The 21,648-nt window shown below is 72.1% G+C and carries 17 protein-coding genes and 1 pseudogene; 6 read left to right on the forward strand and 12 right to left on the reverse strand.

All coding sequences use genetic code 11. The features are described from left to right. Positions 1 to 25 precede the first annotated feature (25 nt). From FVS66_RS31060 to FVS66_RS31080, 5 genes are all read right to left on the reverse strand, one after another. Entirely contained in the window at positions 26 to 1,162 is a 1,137-nt protein-coding gene (locus FVS66_RS31060; RefSeq protein ID WP_149184588.1) for an XdhC family protein, read from the reverse strand. 64 nt (positions 1,163 to 1,226) lie between these two features. Then, positions 1,227 to 2,669 (reverse strand): NCS2 family permease, encoded by a 1,443-nt coding sequence (locus tag FVS66_RS31065; RefSeq protein ID WP_149184589.1) that lies wholly within the window; start codon positions 2,667 to 2,669, stop codon positions 1,227 to 1,229. Positions 2,670 to 2,968: 299 nt separating this feature from the next. Then, the gene (locus FVS66_RS31070) at positions 2,969 to 5,443 is read right to left on the reverse strand and encodes a molybdopterin cofactor-binding domain-containing protein (RefSeq protein ID WP_149184590.1); all 2,475 of its coding nucleotides are present in this window, start codon (positions 5,441 to 5,443) and stop codon (positions 2,969 to 2,971) included. 5 nt (positions 5,444 to 5,448) lie between these two features. Then, positions 5,449 to 6,069, reverse strand: a complete 621-nt coding sequence (locus tag FVS66_RS31075; RefSeq protein WP_149184608.1) for a (2Fe-2S)-binding protein — start codon at positions 6,067 to 6,069, stop codon at positions 5,449 to 5,451. A 2-nt stretch (positions 6,070 to 6,071) separates the two neighbouring features. After that, on the reverse strand, positions 6,072 to 6,962 hold the full coding sequence (locus FVS66_RS31080) for a xanthine dehydrogenase family protein subunit M (protein ID WP_149184591.1): 891 nt from the start codon (positions 6,960 to 6,962) through the stop codon (positions 6,072 to 6,074). A gap of 369 nt (positions 6,963 to 7,331) precedes the next feature. Here FVS66_RS31080 and FVS66_RS31090 point away from each other — a divergent pair, with 369 nt between their 5' ends. The 5 genes and pseudogenes from FVS66_RS31090 to FVS66_RS31110 all read left to right on the forward strand — a co-directional run bounded on the left by FVS66_RS31090 (position 7,332) and on the right by FVS66_RS31110 (position 12,969). Next, positions 7,332 to 9,101, forward strand: coding sequence for a PucR family transcriptional regulator ligand-binding domain-containing protein (locus tag FVS66_RS31090; RefSeq protein WP_149184593.1), 1,770 nt, complete (start codon positions 7,332 to 7,334; stop codon positions 9,099 to 9,101). 211 nt (positions 9,102 to 9,312) lie between these two features. Further along, positions 9,313 to 10,842, forward strand: coding sequence for a SulP family inorganic anion transporter (locus tag FVS66_RS31095; protein ID WP_399226660.1), 1,530 nt, complete (start codon positions 9,313 to 9,315; stop codon positions 10,840 to 10,842). A 263-nt stretch (positions 10,843 to 11,105) separates the two neighbouring features. Then, positions 11,106 to 11,867: a hypothetical protein gene (locus FVS66_RS31100; protein ID WP_187645773.1), complete on the forward strand. Its 762-nt coding sequence runs from the start codon at positions 11,106 to 11,108 to the stop codon at positions 11,865 to 11,867. 62 nt (positions 11,868 to 11,929) lie between these two features. Then, complete coding sequence (locus FVS66_RS31105; RefSeq protein WP_149184595.1) at positions 11,930 to 12,460, forward strand: protein phosphatase; 531 nt, start codon at positions 11,930 to 11,932, stop codon at positions 12,458 to 12,460. Between the two features lie 104 nt (positions 12,461 to 12,564). After that, positions 12,565 to 12,969, forward strand: a pseudogene (locus FVS66_RS31110) (ChaB family protein). Between the two features lie 27 nt (positions 12,970 to 12,996). Here FVS66_RS31110 and FVS66_RS31115 read toward each other — a convergent pair. Both FVS66_RS31115 and FVS66_RS31120 read right to left on the reverse strand, forming a co-directional pair. Beyond that, positions 12,997 to 14,136, reverse strand: a complete 1,140-nt coding sequence (locus FVS66_RS31115) for a hypothetical protein (RefSeq protein ID WP_149184597.1) — start codon at positions 14,134 to 14,136, stop codon at positions 12,997 to 12,999. Positions 14,137 to 14,181: 45 nt separating this feature from the next. Further along, entirely contained in the window at positions 14,182 to 14,934 is a 753-nt protein-coding gene (locus tag FVS66_RS31120; protein ID WP_399226663.1) for a GntR family transcriptional regulator, read from the reverse strand. Positions 14,935 to 15,081: 147 nt separating this feature from the next. Between FVS66_RS31120 and FVS66_RS31125 the strand changes: the two genes are divergently transcribed. Continuing rightward, a complete protein-coding gene (locus FVS66_RS31125) occupies positions 15,082 to 15,939 on the forward strand; it encodes a (2Fe-2S)-binding protein (protein ID WP_149184599.1) in 858 nt (285 codons plus the stop codon). A 58-nt stretch (positions 15,940 to 15,997) separates the two neighbouring features. Here FVS66_RS31125 and FVS66_RS31130 read toward each other — a convergent pair whose 3' ends face one another. From FVS66_RS31130 to FVS66_RS31150, 5 genes are all read right to left on the reverse strand, one after another. Beyond that, positions 15,998 to 16,957 (reverse strand): carbohydrate kinase, encoded by a 960-nt coding sequence (locus FVS66_RS31130; protein ID WP_149184600.1) that lies wholly within the window; start codon positions 16,955 to 16,957, stop codon positions 15,998 to 16,000. A 19-nt stretch (positions 16,958 to 16,976) separates the two neighbouring features. Then, positions 16,977 to 17,813, reverse strand: coding sequence for a carbohydrate ABC transporter permease (locus FVS66_RS31135; RefSeq protein WP_149184601.1), 837 nt, complete (start codon positions 17,811 to 17,813; stop codon positions 16,977 to 16,979). Between the two features lie 2 nt (positions 17,814 to 17,815). Next, positions 17,816 to 18,739 (reverse strand): carbohydrate ABC transporter permease, encoded by a 924-nt coding sequence (locus FVS66_RS31140; RefSeq protein ID WP_149184602.1) that lies wholly within the window; start codon positions 18,737 to 18,739, stop codon positions 17,816 to 17,818. Positions 18,740 to 18,756: 17 nt separating this feature from the next. After that, on the reverse strand, positions 18,757 to 20,109 hold the full coding sequence (locus FVS66_RS31145; protein WP_149181970.1) for a sugar ABC transporter substrate-binding protein: 1,353 nt from the start codon (positions 20,107 to 20,109) through the stop codon (positions 18,757 to 18,759). 163 nt (positions 20,110 to 20,272) lie between these two features. Then, the gene (locus FVS66_RS31150) at positions 20,273 to 21,292 is read right to left on the reverse strand and encodes a LacI family DNA-binding transcriptional regulator (protein ID WP_149181971.1); all 1,020 of its coding nucleotides are present in this window, start codon (positions 21,290 to 21,292) and stop codon (positions 20,273 to 20,275) included. Between the last annotated feature and the right edge of the window lie 356 nt (positions 21,293 to 21,648).

The following is a 21,648-nucleotide window of genomic DNA, read 5'->3' on the forward strand; positions in this document are numbered from 1 at the left end:
AGTGACGGGCTTCGGGTGCCCTGCTTCAGGCCACCGACTCCATCCGCCCGGCCGGGGCGTCCGGGCCGTCGTGGTGGATGGGGGTGTGCGCGCCCGTCAGGGACGCTCCGCTGCCGCCGCGCCGGTCGGCGACGATCTCGGCGCCGATCGACAGGGCGGTCTCCTCCGGGGTGCGGGCGCCGAGGTCGAGGCCGATCGGCGAGCGCAGCCGGGCGAGTTCGAGTTCGGTGACGCCCACCTCGCGCAGCCGGCGGTTGCGGTCCTCGTGCGTACGGCGGGAGCCCATGGCGCCGACGTACGCGACGGGGAGCCGCAGGGCGAGCCGGAGTAGCGGTACGTCGAACTTGGCGTCGTGTGTGAGGACGCAGAGCACCGTACGGGTGTCGACCTGCGTGGAGTCGAGGTATTCGTGCGGCCAGCCGACGACGATCTCGTCGGCGTCCGGGAAGCGGGTGGCGGTCGCGAAGACCGGTCGGGCGTCGCACACGGTCACGTGGTAGCCGAGGAACTTGCCGACCCTGACCAGCGCCGACGCGAAGTCGACGGCGCCGAACACGATCATGCGGGGCGGCGGGACGCTGGACTCCACGAGCAGGGTCAGCGGCTGCCCGCACCGTGAGCCGTCCGCGCCGATGGTGACCGTGCCGGTGCGGCCGGCGTCCAGCAGGGCGCGGGCCTCGGCGGCTGCCGTGCGGTCCAGCTCGGGGTGGCCGCCGAGGCCGCCCTCGTACGAGCCGTCGGCACGGACGAGAAGGGCGGTGCCCATGAGTTCGGCGGGCCCGTCGGTGACTCTGGCGAGGGCCGCCGCCTCCCCTCCTGCGGCGGCCGCCAGCGCGGCCGGGTAGACCCCGCCGCGGACCGGGGCGATGAGGACATCGATGGCGCCGCCGCAGGTCAGGCCGACGGCGAAGGCGTCCTCGTCGCTGTAGCCGAAGCGTTCGAGCACGGTCTCGCCGTCCTCGATCGCCTGCCGGCACAGGTCGTACACGGCCCCCTCCACACAGCCGCCGGAGACCGAGCCGATCGCCGTGCCGTCACGGTCGACGGCGAGCGCGGCACCCGGCAGCCGGGGCGCGCTGCCGGTGACCGCCACGACGGTGGCGACGGCGAAGTCGCGTCCCTGCTCGGCCCACCGGCCGAGCTCTTCGGCGATGTCCAGCATGTCGGCCTCCTTGGGCTCTTGGCTCCGGCTTCGGAGCGGATGTGCGGAGGGGTCCGGGGTGGCGTCAGTGACCGGTACCCGCGGCGAAGTAGAAGACGAACACCACCGAGAGGATCCACATGAGGACGCTCGGCTCGCGCCACTTGCCCTGTGCGGCCTTGATCGCGCAGAAGGCGATGACACCGGCGCCGACACCCGTGGTGATGGTGTACGTGAACGGCATCAGCACGACCGTCAGGAAGACCGGCACGGCGATCGACCAGTCGCTCCAGTCGACGTGCCGGGCGTTCTGCAGCATCATCGCGCCGATCACGACCAGGGCGGCGGAGGCGACCTGGCCCGGCACGAGCTGCGTCAGCGGAGTGAAGAACAGACACGCGGCGAAGAACAGGCCGGTGACCGAGGCCGACAGGCCCGTACGGGCGCCTTCGCCGACACCCGTGGCGGACTCGATGAACACGGTCTGGCCGGAGGCGCTCGTGGCGCCGCCGATCGCACCGCCCGCGCCGTCGATGAACAGCGCCTTGTTGAGGCCGGGCATCCGGCCGGTGGCGTCGGCGAGCTTGGCCTCCTGGCCGACGGCGATGATGGTGGCCATCGCGTCGAAGAAGCCGGCCAGCACCAGGGTGAAGACGATCATGCCGACGGCGGCGTAACCGAGCTTCTCCCAGCCGCCGAACTCGACCTGGCCGAAGAGCGAGAAGTCCGGCATGGAGACGACGCTGCCGTGCAGGATGGGCGCGCTGCCGCCCCACGCCTCTTCCTTGATCCAGCCGGCCGCGGTGGCGACGACGGAGATCACGGTGCCGGCGATGATGCCGAGGAGGATGGCTCCCGGGACCTTCCGGGCCTGGAGCATGAAGATCAGCAGCAGGGTGACGGTGAAGAGGACGACCGGCCAGCCGGTGAGCGAGCCGCCGACGCCGAGGGTGACCGGGCCGCCGCCCTCGCTCTTGCCGACGAAGCCGGCGTTGACGAAGCCGATCATCGCGATGAAGAGGCCGATACCGATCGTGATGCCGTGCTTCAGCGCCAGGGGTATGGCGTTCATGACGACTTCACGGACGCCGGTGACCACCAGAAGGCAGATCACGGCGCCGTAGATGACACACATGCCCATGGCCTGCGGCCACGTCATGTTGGGCGCGACCTGGGTGGAGAGAACGCCCGCGACACTGAGGCCCGCCGCCAGAGCGAGCGGGACCTTGCCGATGATGCCCATCGCCAGGGTGGTGACCGCTGCCGCCAGGGCGGTGGCCGTGATCAGGGCGGGCTGGCTCAGCTTGTCCCCGAGCGCGTCCTCGCCACCGAGCAGCAGCGGGTTGAGCAGAAGGATGTACGCCATGGCCATGAAGGTCGTGACGCCGCCGCGCACCTCTCGCGCGACCGAGGATCCTCTGTGGGTGATGTGAAAGTACCGGTCGAGCCAGGACCGTCCGGCGGGGATACGCGTGCCGTTGCCCGCGTCTTCCGAGACGGTTCTGGGCTCCACTGACGACTGGGTCATGGTGCCTACTCCCAAGGTTCATAGGGGCACCCGCGGGACTCCGGTTCCGGGCCTGTTGTGCGGGATTTGGGATGGTGCTTGGCTGCACGACCCGGGGGACGGCCCGAGACGAACTGGAGTTACTGCGTGGGGGGTTGGGAGGTGGGGGGGTTGGGAGGTGGGGGATCGGTGGGCTCGGGGACCGCGAGCGGTGCGGTCCGGGTGGTCGGGGCCGGGTTCTCCGGGCGGTGCGGGCGAGGACTTGTGACGTTCCCGGGGCACGCACCGCCCGGAGGCTCGTGGGGCGGAGCCCGGAGGGGCTACGCGGTGCCGGTGAGGTGCTCGGGGCGTACCGGCGTCCTGTTCAGCTCCAGGCCCGTCGCGTTCCGGATCGCCGCGAGGACGGCCGGGGTGGACGACAGGGTCGGGGCCTCGCCGATGCCGCGCAGCCCGTACGGGGCGTGGTCGTCGGCGAGTTCGAGCACGTCGACGGGGATGGTCGGCGTGTCGAGGATCGTGGGGATGAGGTAGTCCGTGAAGGAGGGGTTCTTCACCTTCGCGGTCTTCGGGTCGACGACGATCTCCTCCATGACCGCCACGCCCAGGCCCTGGGTGGTGCCACCCTGGATCTGGCCGATGACGGACAGCGGGTTGAGGGCCTTGCCGACGTCCTGGGCGCACGCCAGCTCGATGACCTTGACCAGGCCGAGCTCGGTGTCCACCTCGACGACGGCGCGGTGCGCCGCGAACGAGTACTGGACGTGGCCGTTGCCCTGGCCGGTGCGCAGGTCGAACGCCTCGGTGGGGCGGTGCCGCCACTCGGCCTCGATCTCGACGACCTCGCCCTCCAGGACATCGGTCAGTTCGGCGAGGACCTCGCCGCCGTCGGTGACGACCTTGCCGCCCTCCAGGAGCAGCTCGGCGGTCGCCCAGGCCGGGTGGTAGGTGCCGAACTTGCGGCGGCCCAGCTCCAGGACCTTCTCGCGGATCAGTTCGCAGGAGTTCCTCACCGCGCCGCCCGTGACGTACGTCTGGCGGGAGGCGGAGGTGGAGCCGGCGGAGCCGACCTGGGTGTCGGCCGGGTGGATGGTCACCTGCGTGACGCCCAGCTCCGTACGGGCGATCTGGGCGTGCACGGTGACACCGCCCTGGCCGACCTCCGCCATCGCGGTGTGCACGGTGGCGACGGCCTCGCCGTTGATGACCTCCATGCGCACCTTGGCGGTGGAGTAGTCGTCGAAGCCCTCGGAGAAGCCGACGTTCTTGATACCGACCGCGTAGCCGACACCCCGGACGACGCCCTCGCCGTGCGTGGTGTTGGACAGCCCGCCGGGCAGGGCGCGTACGTCGGCGCCCTCCGTGGACTCCCACTGGCGCTCCGGCGGCAGCGGGCGGGCCTTGACCCGGCGCAGCAGTTCGGCGACCGGGGCCGGGGAGTCGACCGGCTGCCCGGTCGGCATGATCGTGCCCTGCTCCATGGCGTTGATCCGACGGAACTCCACCGGGTCCATGCCGAGCTTCGCGGCCAGCCTGTCCATCTGCGCCTCGTACGCGAAGCACGCCTGGACCGCGCCGAAGCCGCGCATGGCGCCGCAGGGCGGGTTGTTCGTGTAGAGGGCGACGGCCTCGATGTCGACGTCGTCGACCACATACGGGCCGACGGACAGGGAGGCGGCGTTGCCGACGACGGCGGGGGACGCGGAGGCGTAGGCGCCGCCGTCCAGCACGATCCGGCACTTGAGGTGGGTGAGCTTGCCGTCCTTGGTGGCGCCGTGCTCGTAGTACAGCTTCGCCGGGTGACGGTGGACATGCCCGAAGAAGGACTCGAACCGGTTGTAGACGATCTTCACGGGCTTGCCGGTGCGGAGCGCCAGCAGGCAGGCGTGGATCTGCATCGACAGGTCCTCGCGGCCGCCGAAGGCGCCGCCGACGCCGGAGAGCGTCAGGCGGACCTTGTCCTCGGGCAGGCCGAGGACCGGGGCGATCTGGCGGAGGTCGGAGTGCAGCCACTGGGTGGCGACGTACAGGTCGACGCCGCCGTCCTCGGCGGGCACGGCGAGGCCGGACTCGGGGCCGAGGAACGCCTGGTCCTGCATGCCGAAGGTGTACTCGCCCTCGACGATCACGTCGGCGCGCTCGCGGGCCGCCGCCACGTCGCCGCGGACGATCGGCTGGCGGTGCACGACGTTCGCGTGCGGGACGTGTCCGGCGATGGGGGTCCCCCCTGGACCGGAGCTTGTCGGAGGTCCTTGGGGGAGGTCGTCGCGGCCCGGATGCAGGAGCGGGGCGTCGGGGGCGAGGGCGGACGCCTCGTCGGTGACGACCGGCAGCTCCCGGTACTCGACCTTGATCTTGGCGGCGGCGCGCCGCGCGGTCTCCGGGTGGTCGGCGGCGACCAGGGCGACCGGCTCGCCGTGGTGGCGTACGACGCCGTTGGCGAGGACCGGGGTGTCCTGGATCTCCAGGCCGTAGTTCTTCACCTCGGTGGGCAGGTCGTCGTACGTCAGTACGGCGTACACGCCGGCCTGGGCGAGGGCCTCGGAGGTGTCGATGGAGACGATCTCGGCGTGGGCGACGGTGGAGCGGAGGAGCTGGCCCCACAGCATGTCCTCGTGCCACATGTCCGAGGAGTAGGCGAACTCGCCGGTGACCTTGAGGGTGCCGTCGGGGCGGAGTGTGGACTCGCCGATGCCGCCCTTGGTGCCCTGGGAGCTCTGCGTGACCTTGGTGGGCGTACCGGCCGGGGCCGCGGCGGCCCGGACGCCGTGCGCCGTGGTCGTGGGTCCTGTGGTCATGGGTGTCAGACCGCCTCTCCCTGACGTTCCTGACGGGCGGCCGCGAGGCGGACGGCGTCCAGGATCTTCTCGTAACCGGTGCAGCGGCAGAGGTTGCCGGAGAGTGCCTCGCGGATGTCCTCGTCGGTCGGCGACGGGTTCTTCTCCAGCATCTCGTCGGCCGCGACCAGCAGGCCGGGGGTGCAGAAGCCGCACTGGACGGCGCCCGCGTCGATGAACGCCTGCTGGATGGGCGAGAGCTCGGTGCCCTCGCCGGTCTGCGAGTCGGTGCCCTTGGCAGACCAAGGACCGCGTCCAGCGGTGACCCCCTGCCCGGCCTCGTCCGGCGAGGTGCCGCAGGCGCCGGTGCCGCACGCGCCGCCGCGCTCGGCGCGCTGCTTGGCGAAGTCGGCGAGGCCCTCGACGGTGATGACCTCGCGGCCCTCGACCTGGCCGGCGGCGACCAGGCAGGAGCACACCGGGACACCGTCGAGGCGGACCGTGCAGGAGCCGCACTCGCCCTGCTCACAGGCGTTCTTGGAGCCCGGGAGGCCGAGGCGCTCACGCAGGACGTACAGCAGGGACTCGCCCTCCCAGACGTCGTCGGCCTCCTGCGGACGTCCGTTGACCGTGAAATTGACGCGCATGGTCATGCAGCTCCTTCAAGCGTGCGGCCGCTGCCGCGGTACTGCTCCCAGGTCCAGCCGAGCGTGCGGCGGGCCATGATGCCGACGGCGTGACGGCGGTACCTGGCGGTGCCTCGTACGTCGTCGATCGGGTTGCAGGCGCCGGAGGCGAGCTCCGCGAACTGCTTGGCGATCGAGGGGGTGATGATCTTGCCGTTGTCCCAGAAGCCACCCTCTTCCAGCGCGGCGTTCAAGAACTCCTCCGCCTCCTTGGCGCGGACCGGGGTCGGCGCGGCGGAGCCGATGCCGGTCCGTACGGTCCGGGTCTCGGGGTGCAGGGCGATACCGAAGGCGCAGACCGCGATGACCATGGCGTTACGGGTACCCACCTTGGAGTACTGCTGCGGGCCGTCGGCCTTCTTGATGTGGATGGTCTTGATGAGCTCGTCGGGCTGGAGGGCGTTGCGCTTGACTCCCGTGAAGAACTCGTCGATCGGGATGAACCGGCTGCCGCGCACGGATTCGGCCTCGACCTCGGCTCCGGCGGCGAGCAGGGCGGGGTGCGCGTCACCGGCCGGGGACGCGGTGCCCAGGTTGCCGCCGACGCCGCCGCGGTTGCGGATCTGCGGTGAGGCCACGGTGTGGGAGGCGAGGGCGAGACCGGGCAGCTCCGCCCGCAGCTGCTCCATGATCCGGGTGTACGGGACGGAGGCGCCCAGCCGGACGTTCTCCTCGCCGACCTCCCACTCACGGAGCAGCTCGATGCGGTTCAGGTCCAGCAGGTACTCGGGCCGCCGGTGGTCGAAGTTGATTTCGACCATGACATCGGTGCCACCCGCGATGGGCACAGCCGTGGGGTGCTCCGCCTTGGCGGCGAGCGCCTCCTCCCAGCTGGCGGGGCGAAGGAAGTCCATGAGTGGCTCTCTTCATTCGTGATGACTTGATCCACGCTTCGCGGGGTTCCCCGCGGCCCCTGACACGGGGGCTCGGCGGGTCACCGGGGTCGGCGTGATCTGTGTGATCGGGCTGTTCGCCGGGGCTGGGGACGGCCTGCCCTGGATGACGTGTTCATCTGGTGTTGACGCGTTGTGGCCCCAGTACACCCAGCGGTGCTCCACCCGGTGCAGTCACCGAAACCATGAAGGAGTTGGCTGGCCACCCTCCTCGTCTTGTAGATTCGAACGAAAGGCGAGGATCAGTAACCTCTCCGTTTTCCCCTGGAAACGGCGGCCACAGGTCGCCCTCCACAACGAGACACCACGAGACAGATCGGCGGCGACGAGATGCGGCTGCGCGCACTGCTGGAGACCGACGCGCTGGGGCTGCGGCTGCTCGGCGGCGAGGACGAGCTGGACCGCACCGTCCGCGGCGTGATGACCACGGACCTGAGGGACCCCAGCCGCTACCTGTCCGGCGGCGAGCTGGTACTCACCGGTCTGGCGTGGCGGCGTGGCTCGGCGGACTCGGAGCCGTTCGTCCGGATCCTCGCGGCCGCCGGGGTCGCCGGGCTCGCGGCGGGCGAGGCCGAGCTGGGCGCGATCCCGGACGATCTCGTCCAGGCGTGTTTGCGCCACCGCCTCCCGCTCTTCGCCGTAAATGAATCCGTTGCATTCGCAACGATCACTGAGCATATCGTTCGACAGGTGTCGGGCGAGCGCGCAGGGGACCTCGCGGCTGTCGTCGATCGCCACAGGAGGCTGATGACCTCCGGCCCGGCGGGCGGCGGCCCCGAGGTGGTCCTGGACCTGCTCGGCTCCGACCTGGACCTGCATGCCTGGGTCCTCTCGCCGACAGGGCGGCAGATCGCGGGCGCGGGCACGCCGCTGCCGATCGAGGTGGGGGCCGTTCTGGCCGGGGAGCACCTGGCCGCGACCCGCACCGGCAGGCGGGGCCCGCACCGGGCGCAGGTGGCCGGAACGACGTACTCGCTCTTTCCGATCCGTAACACCGGACGCGGCGCCACGCCGGCCGCCCGGGACGTACGCGAGACGGTGCTTTCGGACTGGCTGCTCGCCGTCGAGGCGGACGCCGGCGACTGGCCGGCGGCGCGACTGGACCTGCTCCAGGGCGTCACACAGCTAATCGCAGTGGAGCGGGACCGCCGGGACGCCGCGCGTACGGTACGGCGCCGGCTCGCCCAGGAGGTCCTGGAGCTGGTGCAGACGGGCGCCGCCCCGGCGGAGATCGCCGCCAGGCTGCGGGTGGCCGCGCCCGTACTGCTGCCCGGCCTCGGTACGGCGCCGCACTGGCAGGTCGTCGTGGCCCGCGTCGAGTGGGGCGAGGACGGCGCCGTCGACGCCGGCCCGGTGGCCCAGGCGCTCCTGGAGGAGGTGCTGGTCGACCCGGCGACGACGGGACCGGACTCGGCCGACCGAATCGCCGTGGCGCACACCGGCGACGAGGCGGTCGCGCTGGTGCCGCTGCCCGCGGTCACCTCCGCCCCGGCGCTCCCGGCCACGGACGCCGGGACCGCGGCGGACGACGGCGCGGCCACGGGCACTCGGACCCCGTCGGGCCCGGCAGAACCCATGTCGGGCTCCGCGGCCGACGGCGGTCCCGGCCTGCACGCCGAGACCCTGCTCGCCTCGGTGCGGCCCCCGCTGTCGGCGGGACTCGACGGCGACGGGCGCCTCACCCTCGGCGTCAGCGCCGCCGTGCACTCGGCGGAGGGCCTGCGCGGCGCCCTGGAGGAGGCCCGGCACGCCCGCCGGGTCGCCGCGGCGCGGCCGGGCCGGGTCTGCGCGGCCGGCCACCACGAGCTGGCGTCGCACGTACTGCTCCTGCCGTTCGTCCCGGACGACGTACGGCGGGCGTTCACGGCGCGGCTCCTCGACCCGCTGCGCGACTACGACCGGCGGCACCGGGCTGAGCTGATCCCGACCCTGGAGGCCTTCCTCGACTCCGACGGCTCATGGACGCGGTGCGCGGGACGGCTGCATCTGCATGTGAACACGCTGCGCTACCGGGTGGGCCGGATCGAGCAGCTGACGGGTCGTGATCTGTCCCGTCTGGAGGACAAGCTGGACTTCTTCCTGGCACTGCGCATGTCGTGACGGAACACGCGCGCGCCTGGCGCACCGTCAGGCGGCGAAGGAGACCCGGCGTGCGAGGCGACGGAGGGGCGTACAACTGCTTGGCGGATGCAGCCACATGGCCGAATCACGCCCTGCCGGAGAAAGGTAATAGGAAGGTAAAGTTCCACTCGCGGCTGCTGCGGTACGCACCGCACCCCCCACAGGCATCGCACCACGAGGGAACCCACCCGTGCTCTCAGCCCTTCTCCCCGCCCTTCCCCCTGCCCTGAAGGATCCCGCCGTGCTCCGGCGGGACGTACTCGCCTCGTTCGTGGTCTTCCTGGTCGCCGTCCCCCTCTGCGTAGGTGTGGCCGTCGCGTCCGGTGTACCGGCCGAACTGGGCCTGGTCACCGGCATCGTCGGCGGCCTGCTGGTCGGCCTCATGCCCGGCAGCCGTCTCCAGGTGAGCGGCCCTGCCGCCGGGCTGACGGTCCTGGTGTACGAGGCGGTGCGCACATACGGCCTCGGCATGCTGGGCGCGTTCGTGCTCGCGGCCGGACTGTTACAGGTGGCCCTGGGCCTGCTCCGCTTCGGCCGCTGGTTCCGGGCCATCTCGGTCGCCGTCGTACAGGGCATGCTCGCCGGCATCGGCCTTGTCATCGTCCTCGGCCAGCTCTACGCCCTGGCGGACTCCGCCGCCCCCGCCTCCGGCCTGGCGAAGATCGCCGGCCTGCCCGGCCTGGCCTGGGATCTCCTCACGGGCGGCGCCTCCCCGGCCGCGTTCGCCGTCGGCGCCGGCACGGTCGCCGTACTCGTCCTGTGGCGGAGGACGCCCGCCGGGGTACGGACCGTGCCGGGCGCCCTGGCGGCGGTCGCGCTCGCCACGGCCGTCACCTGGACCGCCGGCCTTCCGGTGGCGAAGGTCGAGGTCAAGGGCCTGCTCCAGGCCGTACAGCCGCCGGGTTCCGAGGCGCTGGCCGGGCTGCTCAGCCCGGGGGCCTTCGGCACGGTCGTGGCGTTCGCGCTCATCGCCTCGGCGGAGAGCCTGTTCGGCGCGGCGGCGGTGGACCGCATGCACAGCGGGCCGCGCACCGACTACGACAAGGAGCTCATCGCCCAGGGCGCCGGGAACACGGTGTGCGGCGTGCTGGGCGCCCTGCCCATGACGGCGGTCGTCGTCCGCAGCGCCGCCAACGTCCAGGCGGGCGCGACGACGGCGCTCTCCCGGGTGCTGCACGGGCTGTGGCTGCTGCTGTTCGCCACGCTGCTGCCCGCCGCGATCGGCGCTGTCCCGCTCGCCGCGCTCGCCGGGGTCCTGGTGCACGCGGGCTGCAGGCTCGTCCCGGTGAAGGACCTGCGGCCGCTGTGGCGGGACCACCGGGGCGAGGCGGTGATCCTGGCCGTCACCGCCGTGGCCGTCGTCGTCACGAACCTCTTCGAGGGAGTGCTGCTGGGACTGCTCCTCGCGGTGGTGAAGACCGCGTGGGACACCTCGCATCTGCACATCGACGTCCACCGCACGCGGGGCGGCGGCCTCGTCGTCCGCGTCACCGGCAACGCCACCTTCCTCCGGCTCCCCCGGCTCCTCGAAGCGCTGGAGGCCCTCCCCCACGACCGCCCCGTCGAACTGGACCTCTCCGGTCTCCGCCACCTCGACCACGCCTGCCGTCACGCCCTGGAGAACTGGGCGTCGCGCCACGGCGCCCACACCGGCTCCGGAGCCGTACGGTTCGGCGGCGGCGGACGCCTGGGACTGGCGGAACGGGAGGCGGAGACCTGACACGGGGACTGCAGGCGTCCCGGGATTCACCTTTTCGGGGGAACGGAACCCGTCACGGCCTCGGAGGTTCCTGCGCCGCCCGACGACGGTGGACACCTTGCGGCGCTCGCCTCCGGGGCGCGGCGCGCCGTGATCCCGGAGACCGGTGATTGTGAATCAATTCACCTGACCCTCTTGGCCGGGTGTGCCGATCCATGCTGTGATGCGTCCCAACTCAACAGCTCAATGGTGCGCTCGGGGAGGGCAATGTGGCGGATACCGCCATGTCTGGTTCCGGAACGACCGATGGTGACGATCCTCTCCAGACCGCGGTATGGCGGCTGCGCTCCCGCGGCTGTTGGACCGACGCGGCCGCTCTGCTCGCCCCCACGGCCGACGACCCGCCCGTCGCGGCACAGCGGGCCGCGCTGCTGATCGAGCGGTGTCTGTACACGGAGAAGGGGTGGCCGGAGGCGGAGGACGCGCTGCGCGCCGCCGAGGCCGTCGCCCGGGCCGACGACGAGCGGGGCGCGGCCGCCTGCGAGCGCGGCTACCTGGCGTACGCGGCGACGCTGCACGGCGTACGGGACCGGGCCGACGAGGCGCGGGCGGCGCTCGGCCGGGCGGCGGCGCTGCTCGGACCGGCGGCTCCGGGGCGGGCACTGCTGGACTTCCGGCGCGGGCTGCTCGCCCAGTATCTGGCGGACTCGCCGGAGGCGGCCCGTGCCGCGTACCGGCGGGCCCACGCCGGGGCGACCGCGCAGGGCGACGCGCTGCTGCTCTCCTCGACCTGGCGGCACCTGGCCGGACTGGCGCTGCGCGAGGGCGAGTTGTCGGAGGCGCGGCACGGCTTCGCCGAGTCCCTGCGGCTCCGCGAGGAGCTCGGCTACCTGGTGGGTACGGCCCCGGCGCTGGCCGCGCTCGCCGACGCCGAGCCGGAGCCGGAGGCCGGCCGGCTGCGGGCGGAGGCGCGGCGGCTGTTCCGGCTGCTCGGCGGCGTACCGACCTGGCTGGCCTCCCAGCTGGCACCACACCCGGCCGCATGAGGCGGACACCGGTGGCCGCCCGGCGGACGCGGCGGGAGGATGGGCGTGGGAGGCGACCGACCGTGCGCGACACCCGCCGGAGCGACCCCGGCGTCCCGGCTCCACGGAGCCCCTGGGACGAGATCGTTCCCGGCCTCTCGATGGGCGGCCACATCTGTGCCGACGGGGCCGGGGATCTGCGGCGCGCCGTCGTGGCGGACCAGTTCGCGCTGGTGGTGAGCCTGTACACGGCCCCGGGGCACGGGCCGGGCGTGGGCGTCGAGCACCGGGTGACGGAGATCCCGGACGGGCCGCTCCTCGCTGCCGACCTCGACGCGGTGCGGCGGGCCGCGGCCCTGACGGCCGACGCCGTACGCGGCGGGCGCACCACCCTCGTACGCTGCTTCGCCGGCTACAACCGCTCGGGCCTGGTCACCGCCCAGGCCCTACGCGCCCTGACCCGACTCGACCTCCCCGGGATCATCGCCCTCATCCGCCACCGCCGCTCACCCTGGGCGCTGCACAACAAGACGTTCGTCGATTACCTGGAGGCGGGCCTGGGCGCGGCGGGCCGGTCGGCGGACTCGCAGGCGGCCCGCACGACAGGGCCGTAGAAGCCCTGAACTCCCCGAGCCCCGCTCGGGGGCCGTTTCGGGTGCCGGCGTGGGGGCACGCGTCGGGCGTCCCGTCCGAGGTGATCCCCAGGAGGTGATGCGCGATGCCGGGGCGTGAGGAGCTGCCGTCGACGCTGGAGCGGTCGTCCAAGGACGCCCAGCGGACCTGGATCAAGGCGCACGACGCGGCCGTGGATCAGTACGGCGAGGGCGAGCGGGCGCACCGGACCGCCTTCAGCGCGCTGAAGCACTCCGTACGAGAAGGTGGGCGACCACTGGGAGGAGAGGAGAAGGGGCGCAAGGAGCCGTCGGACCCGCGTGCCGCCACGCCGCGTGAGAAGCCCGCGCGGAGCGGGGAGGGTGTCGACGAAAGGGCCTCGAAGCAGCATCTGTACGACATATCCAAGCGGATGGGCATCGAGGGCCGCTCGCACATGTCGAAGTCGGAGCTGGTCGAGGCGCTGCGCAAGGAGAACCGGTCGCGGACCCGGGAGGCGCGGGAGCGCTGAGGGACAGCGGTTCAGCGGTTCAGCGGTTCAGCGTGGGCGCAGTTGGATGAGGCGGTCGGTGGTGGCGACGGTCAGGGTGCCGTCGGCAGGCACGGCGACCGCGCGGACCGGGGTGCCCGGGCGGAAGGCGCGGACCTCGCCGGTGGCCGCGTCGTGGAGTTCCACCAGGCCGTCCGCCCACGCCACGGCGGTGCCCGCGGGACCCGCGTGCAGGGCGACCACCGGGTGGGGCCGGCGTACCAGCGGGTCGTCCTGCGGGGGGTGGGGCGAGTGCCAGACGCGGACCGTGCCGTCGGTGCCGCCGCTGTGGACACGCGGCCCGGGCCCGGCGGCCAGGGCGGTGACGCGGCCGGAGTGCAGGGCGGCCTGGCGTACCCCCGCCAGGCTGAACACATGGACGGATCCCATCCGGTCACCGGTGACCACCACGTCGTCGGTGGCGGCGAGCGCGGTGGCGGGGTGGGCGGCGAGGGTGGACGCCACGGCCCGGACGAGCCGGGGGACAGGGGCCGCCCCGGCGGTGTGCAGGTGGCCGCGCTCGTCGAGGTGGAGTTCTGTGCCGTCCGGGAGGTGGGCCAGGGCCTTGATCCGCGGGTTCTCCGAGCTCGCCGGTTCTCCGTCGCGGGTGGTCAGTGTCCTGGCGCGGGCGGGACGGGTGCCGACGACCTCCCAGGGGGTGGGTGACGACAGGTCCTCAAGGGCCGTACGGAGGTGCGGGGCGGCGTTCTCCGGGAGGGCCGTCAGCAGGGTCAGGGCCCTGGTGGGTGGCGTCTGGTCCGGGCGGATCAGTGCCTGCCCGGCGTGCAGCCACGCGGTGCGCAGGTCCCCGGACGCGTCGCCCCCGGACGCGTCGCCCCCGGACGCGTCGCCCCCGGACTCGTACGCCCTCGTCACCCGCACGGGGTCGGCCGCGCAGACCGAGGACGGGTCCGAGAGGTTCCCGGGGCTCTCCAGCTCGGGAGCGGGGGCCCGGTCCGTCAGCGCCACCTCCACATGACCGAGGGTCCGCAGGTCCGCGGCGAGTTCCCGGATGCCGGGGGTGTCGCCGGGCAGGACGACGCGGTCCGTGCGGCGGTGCGGGGCGGAGAGGAGGGCGGTCAGGAGTTCGCCGGGCGTTCCCGCCACCACGCCCAGCTCGTTGGCCACCGCCCAAACCGTCGCCCGCACCAGCTGCCTCCGCTCGTCTCCACCCGATGCGCCCGAACGCGCCCGTCAGTCCCCGGAACCCGTGAAGTGCTCGCTGACCAGGGACTGGACCACCGCGAGGTCCCCGGCGACGAGGGCGTCCAGCAGGGCACTGTGCTCGGCGGCGTCCGCGACCAGGTCGGCGCGGCGGGTGGCGGGCGGGCTGACCAGGGGCCACTGGGAGCGGCGGTGCAGATCGTCGGCGACGGCGACCAGCTGCTCGTTGCCCGCCAGGCCCAGCAGCGCGCGGTGGAAGGCGCGGTCGGCCTCGCCGTACGTCGCGAGGTCCCCGCGCGCGGCGGCGGCCGCCGTGGCCTCGGCGAGTGGCCGCAGCTCCGCCCAGCGCGCGGACGGGACGGTACGGGCGAGGCGCAGCATGACCGGGATCTCGAGCATGGCGCGGACCTCGGCGAGTTCGGCGAGTTCCCGGGCGGTGCGCACGATGACGCGGAAGCCGCGGTTCGGGACGACCTCGACGGCGCCCTCGATGGCCAGTTGCTGCATCGCCTCGCGTACGGGGGTCGCGGAGACGCCCAGGCGCATACCGAGTGCGGGGGCCGAGTAGACCTCGCCGGGGGCGAGGTCACCGCCGAGAAGGGCGGCGCGGAGCGCTTCGAGGACCTGGCCGCGCACGGAGTGGCGCTGGACGAGCCGGGGTGCCTCGGGCAGCGGCGGTTCGCTGTGGGTGTGTTCGCCGCGGGCCTGCTCGGGGACTCCGGCGCCGGCATGCGGCCGCGACGGGGGCGACGCCCCCGCCTCCCCGGCCCTGGCCTGCTCCACTCGGGTCCTCCTGCCGCTCCACATGTGGCCCGCCTCGCGGTGAAGGGCCCTGTGTGCACGATAGGCGCAGTCGGCGGCGCGGTACACATCGATCAGATCGGGTAAGGTAAGGCTAACCTGCAAACGATCGCGATTCGGTGGTCCTGCATGTCCCTTCCCACGCTGCCGTCCTCCCCTTCCGCCACGCCCGCCTCACCCGTGGCCGCGTCGTACACGCGCCTCGCCGAGGTCTTCCCCGGGCTGCGTGTGCGGGAGCTGACCGAGGGCGAACCGGCGCCACGCGGCGGAGGCTGGGTCGGCGCGGACGAGCTGGCGGCCGGCGGCCCCGCCCTGGACGCGTTTCTGGCCTGGGACGACGCTCAGGTGCTGCGGGACCACGGCAGGCAGGCCCGCCCCGACGTCGTGGCCGGCTTCGGACTGCACCGGTACGCCTGGCTCGCCTGCCTGCTGGTGACCGTGCCGTGGTTCCTGCACCGGCGGGTGCCGCGCGTCCCGGCCGGCGACGTGGCGTTCCAGCGGACGCTGGGGCAAATGGCCGTACGGGTCCGGCACTTCGCCTGCCTGCCGGACGACCCCGCCGCCGCACTCCCCGGTGCCCTGGTCGTACCCGACGAGGAGGCGCTCCGGGGGGAGGTGCGGGCGGCGGTCGCCGAGCACCTCGGGCCGGTCCTGGACGGCTTCGGCCCGCGGATGCGGCGCGGCGGGCGGGCGCTGTGGGGCATGGCGACGGACGAGATCGTCGAGGGCCTCTGGTACGTGGCCGGGCTGCTCGACGAGGAGCCGCGCGCCCTCGCGGAGCTGGAGCTGCTGCTGCCGGGTACCGCGAAGCCGTACGTGGGCACGGCCGGGTTCCGCGAGCTGACGGCGCCCGACGGGCGGACCCTCCCGACCCGCGACCGGGCGAGCTGCTGCCTCTTCTACACGCTGAGCCCCGGGGACACCTGCGTGACCTGCCCGCGCACCTGCGACACGGACCGGGTCCGCAGGCTCACGGCCGCGAACTGACGGCGGCCGCCGGCCCCGACGCCCGGCCCGGTCGCCCCGGCCCGCCCTGACGGGGACGTTACTGCGGTGGCCTCGGTAGTTGGTCGGCCCACGGTGGGTTTGCCCCGGGGACGGCGCAGGTGCGGGCGGCGACGAGGGCCGCGTATGCGCAGCAGGCGGCTGTCTCGTCGGGTGTGAGGCTGTCCAGGCGGCCGCCGAGCCGGCCGAGCCCGGCCAGTGCGTGGAGCAGGCCGGCTGTGAAGGAGTCGCCGGCGCCGACGGTGTCGGCGATGTCGGTGGGCGGGGCGGGTACGGTGACGCGGGTGCCGTCCAGTGAGGCGAGGGCGCCTCGGGGGCCGAGGGTGATGATGACGAGCCGGGCGCCTGCGGCGTGCCAGATGTCACAGGCGTCATTGGGGTTGGTGTCGGGGAGCAGGTGGGTGAGGTCGTCCTCGCTGAGGCGGAGGATGTCGGTGAGGGCGCACCAGCGGCCGATCCGTTCGCGGTAGGCGGCGGGTGGTACCAGCAGGGGGCGGACGTTGGGGTCGATGGAGATCGTGGCCTGTTCCCGCGCTGTGGCGAGGTAGTCCTCGACGTGGCGGCCTCCGGGTTCCCGGATCAGGGTGAGGGAGCCGGTGTGCAAGCAGGCGGTGTTGTCCAGGGGCGCGGCGGCCAGTTCGGCGGTGGTCCACTGCCAGTCGGCGGTGCCCTCGGCGTGGAAGGAGTAGGTGGCCTGGCCGTGGGCGTCCAGGTCGGCCACGGCCAGGGTGCTCGGTTCCGGCGCGGTGACACTACTGCTGACGTCGACGCCCGAACGGGTGAGGCGGTCGCGGAAGAGGTCGCCGAAGACGTCGCTGGAGAGCCGGCCGAGGAACCGGGTGGGTGTGCCGAGCCTGGCGAGGGCGACGGCGGTGTTGGCGGGTCCGCCGCCGGGCATGACGCGCAGGGTGAGCCCCTCGGGCTCGGCGGTGGGGCGGGGCGGCTCGGTGAAGGCGTCGGCGACGCACTCACCGAGCACGGTGATCTGTTGATTGGTCATGTTCTCAACCTTGACGTTGTCAGCCCTTGACGGCGGAGCTGGCGACGCCTTGGACGAACCAGCGCTGGAAGAACGCGAAGACGATCAGTACGGGCAGGACCAGCATGACGCCGAAGGCGAGGATCTGGCCCCAGTCCGGTGGCTGCTGTCCCTGGAAGACGCTGATCGCCAGGGGCAGGGGGCGTACGGCGGGGTCGGAGACCATGAGTACGGGCCAGAGGAAGGAGCCCCACTGGATGAGGAAGGTGAGGATCGCGACGGAGGCGAAGGCGGGTCTGCTCATGGGGACGATGATCGCGAAGAAGGTGCGCCAGGGTCCGGCGCCGTCGAGGCGGGCGGCTTCCTCGATGCTGGGTGGGATGGCCCGGAAGAAGGTGTGGAACTGGTATACGGAGAAGGCGTTGGCGATGAAGGGCAGTGCTTGGATGTAGAGGGTGTTGCGCTGGTCGTTGTAGAGGTGGAACAGCGGCACGGCCACGGATTCGAACGGGATCAGCATCAGCAGCAGGACCAGGGTGAAGACGGTGTTCTGTCCGCGCCAGCGCAGCCGTGACAGTCCGTAGGCGGCCATGGAGTTGACGAGGAGTCCGCCTGTGACGACGACGGTCGTCAGCAGGATGGACACGCCCATGAAGCGCCAGAAGTAGCCGGTGCTGTCGGAGTTGAGGCTGTCGAGGACGGCGGCGTAGTTGTCGAAGGACAGATGGGTGGGCAGGAATCCGGACAGGCCGCTCAGTACCTCGTCGGAGGGTTTGAGGCTGCCGAGGAACATGTAGATCACGGGCAGGGCGAAGACGAACGACAGTGCGCTGAGCACGGCGTAGTCGAGGAGTCGGCGCAGCGGGCTTCGGGTCATGCTCAGTCCTCGTTCTCGGGCCGGACGACTCGGCGCTGGAGCAGTGTCAGGGCGATGACGATCAGGAAGAAGACGACGGTGACGGCGGCGGCCCGGCCGACGTTGTTCTGGTCGAAGGCGGTGGTGACGGCCTGGTACATGACGGTGCGGGTGGCGTCTTCGTTCAGTCCGCCGCCCCGGATGAGGACGTATACCTGGTCGAAGATCCGGAAGGACAGGACGGAGGTGAGCATCGCGACGAAGACGAGGGTGCCGCGTACGCCGGGGAGGGTGACGTGGCGGAACTGCTGCCAGCGGGTGGCCCGGTCGAGTCTGGCGGCCTCGTACAGCTCTGTGGGTATCTGCTGGAGTCCGGCGAGCAGGATGACCATCTGGAAGCCGACGCCCTGCCAGATGGACAGGACGATGATGGAGGCCAGGGCGGTGGCGGAGTCGCCGAGCCAGTCGAAGGCGCCCCAGTTGCCGAAGGTGAGGTGGGACAGGACGGAGTTGATCATGCCCTGGTCGCTGCGGGCGAGGATGAGCCGCCAGATGACGGCTACCAGGGCCATGGGGAAGACGACCGGCATGAAGAACAGGGACCGGAACAGGCCGATGGCCTTGAGTTTGCGGTTGAGCAGGATGGCCAGGGCGAGGGCGAGGCCGGTCTGCAGGGGGACGACGACGGCGGCGAAGGTGAGGTTGTTGAGCAGGGCCCGCAGGAACGGGCCGGACAGGTCGGGGTCGGTGAACAGCCGCCGGTAGTGCTCCAGTCCGAAGAAGCTGGGCTCGAGGGGGGAGCCGAGGCGGACGTTGTAGAAGGACAGCACGACGGCGTGGATGAAGGGCACGCCGACGAATGCGATCAGTCCGGCCAGGGCAGGGGCTGCCATCAGCAGCCCGTGCACCCGGTCGCGGTTCTCTCTTTTGGTGGCCGCGGAACGCATGGAAGGTGTCAGGCCCCTTATTCGACCGGGTAGCCGGCGTTGTCGGCGAAGTCCTGGTCGATGGCGCGGGCGGCCTTCGACAGGGCGGTCTTGGGGTCCGTACCGCCGTAGACGGCGCTGAGGGCCTTGCTGAACTCGGAGGTGACCACGGGGTAGCCGGCGGTCACCGGCCGGGTGACGGCGACGCAGGTGTCGGTGACGGGGGCCTGGCCGCAGGGCTTGGCGAGCTGGTCGGCGAAGAGCTGCAGCGGGCCGCCCTTCTTGTACAGCTCGCTCTTGGCCAGGGCGGTCACGGTGGCGGGCGGGGCGCCGTTGGCCCTGGTCATGGCGCCGACGTTGGTGTCGTTGAGGAGGTGGTCCAGGAACGCCCCGGCCGCCTTGCCGTTCTTCGACCCAGCGCCGATACCCCAGGCCCAGGAGCCCTGGCCGGTCTTGGGCCCGTTGCCGAAGTCGGGCAGCGGCAGCACGACGAGATCGTCACCCAGTGCCTGGCTGTAGGTCGGGTACTGCCAGTGGCCGACCCAGCTGAGCGCGACCCGGCCCTGGGCGAAGGCATTGCCGTCGGTGTTGGGGTCGACGTACGGCTTCCAGGACTGGACGGTCTTCATGGCCGAGACCACCTTCGGCGAATCGAGCGCGCCGGACGCCTTCCCGCCGTCGGTCAGAGTGCCGCCGGCCGACCAGACGACGGGTGAGAAACCGTAAGTGCCCCACTCGGTGGCCAGGCCGTAGTTCTCCGAGATGTCCAGGGTCCTGCCGTCGGCGTCCCTGGCCTTCAGCGCCGCGAGCGCTGCGGTGAACTCCCCCGCCGTCCAGGTGTCGCCCGGCTCGGCCGGGTACTTCACACCCGCGGCGTCCAGCAGCTTCCTGTTGCCGTAGACACCCAGACCCGAGTCGTACATGCCCAGCCCGTACAGCCGGTCACCCACGGTGCCCTGCGCCTTGATCGCGTCGGTGGCGTTGGCGACAGTCCTGCCCGAGACATACGCATCGAGCGGGGCCAGCTTCTTGTTGTAGACGAAGTTCGCCATGGTCGGCCCGTCGAACTCCAGCACGTCCGGGAGATCGGCGGCGGCCGTGGCGGTGACGGTCTTGGTGTAGTCGTTGCCGGGTATCAGCTTCAGCTCGACCTTCACATCGTTCTGCGAGCTGTTGAACGCCTTGACCGCCGCCTGGACAGCCGCGTCCTCGCTCTTCTGGCCCTGATGGGCCCAGACACTGATCGTGCCCTTACCGCTGCCCGCTTCCGCGGCAGCGGGACCGGTGGCACCGCCCCCGCCTCCCCCACACGCGGCCAGCGCCGCCAGCGGAAGACTGAGAGCCAGGCCCGTACGGACCGCGTGACGGTAGTGAGTTCTTCTGCGGGTCATGATCTCCGTCCGTGCATCGGTTCTGTCCCGGGGTGCGGGGGATGAGGGGTCGGGAGGGGATGAGAGAGTCGGCGTCGGGAAGGGGTTGGGAGGAGTGAGGGGGCAAGGGCGCCTTCCGGCTGCGGGACACGGGTGCGAGTGCGGTGCCGGGAGGAAAACGCGGTCACTGGGGGCCGCGCGGGCTGGGCGGGGCCGTGGTCTCGCGCAGCGCGAGGCGGATCGGGATCTGCTGGTAGGCGGGCGGCTCGGCGTTCGGGTCCGCCAGCTGCCGCAGCAGCAGCCGGGCGGCCTGCGCGCCCTGTTCGGCCACGGGCTGCGCGACGGTGGTGAGCCCTAACACCTCGGCCAGTTCGTGGTCGTCGAAGCCGATGACCGACACGTCGTCCGGTGCCGTCAGCCGGTGCATCCGCAGCGCGCGCAGGGCGCCCATCGCCATCTCGTCGGACTGGGCGAACACCGCGGTGGGCGGCCGGACGGCAGCGAGCAGCTCGGTCATGGCCCGTTCGCCGCCCCTGACGGTGAAGTCACCGTCGGCCTCCAGGGCTGGATCATGTTCGATGCCCGCCTCGGCGAGCACGTCCAGGTAGGCCTGACGCCGCTCCCCCGGTGTCGTCCACTGCTGCGGTCCGCCGGCACCGGAGATCATGCCGATCCTGCGGTGGCCGAGGTTGACCAGATGCCGCACCGCCTGGGTGGCGCCCGACCGGTCGTCGATACCGACCACAGTGAACCCGGGCCGGGCGCCGCCGACCGTCGTGGCGAGCGGGACGCCGAGCGAACGCAGCGCGGCGGACTCCTCGCCGTCCGGGATGAGCAGCGACAGGACGGCGTCCACCCGCTTGCGGGCCGGCATCCTGGCGAAGAACCGCTTGCGGGCCTCGCGCGAGCCGAGGTTGTACAGCAGTACGTCGTACCCGGCGGCGCTCAGCACCTGCTCCGCGCCGTCGAGCACCTTGCCGAAGAACCAGCGGCCCACGTAAGGCGCCACCACGCCGATGGTGAACGTACGGCCGCTCGCCAGGGTCGACGCCGACCGGGAGGCCGTGTAGCCGAGCGAGGCGGCGACGATCTCGATCCGCGCCCGTACCTCCTCCGACACGCCCTCCCGGCCGCGCAGGGCGCGCGACACCGTGGACGCCGAGACACCGGCGGCACGGGCGACATCGGTGATGCTGACCGTCACGACAGCTCCTCCACGACTGGCCTCCTTCATCCCCGATCACGGTGATGTGAGCGGGGGGTGTCCAGACCGTAAACCCGACCCCTCGGTTGCGCAAGCGTTTGCGTACTTATTTACTTCGCCTCCCTTTCGATCAGGGGGCCCTTCGCAGCTCATCAGCGCACGCGTTTGAGTAGACATGCCCCGACACCCGCAGGGGTAGTCCATGCGTTACGCCCCGCCCGGCCTCTGTGTGAACGACTTGCTGGGGGCGGAGGACGGCGCGTACACCGTGCTGCATCTGCAGGGACCGTGGACGGACGACTTCGACCATCTGCGGATGGAGACCTCGTACGGCAGGGCCACCTCCACCGACCTGG

The organism is Streptomyces sp. TRM49041, from assembly GCF_008271805.1.
GTDB lineage: Bacteria > Actinomycetota > Actinomycetes > Streptomycetales > Streptomycetaceae > Streptomyces.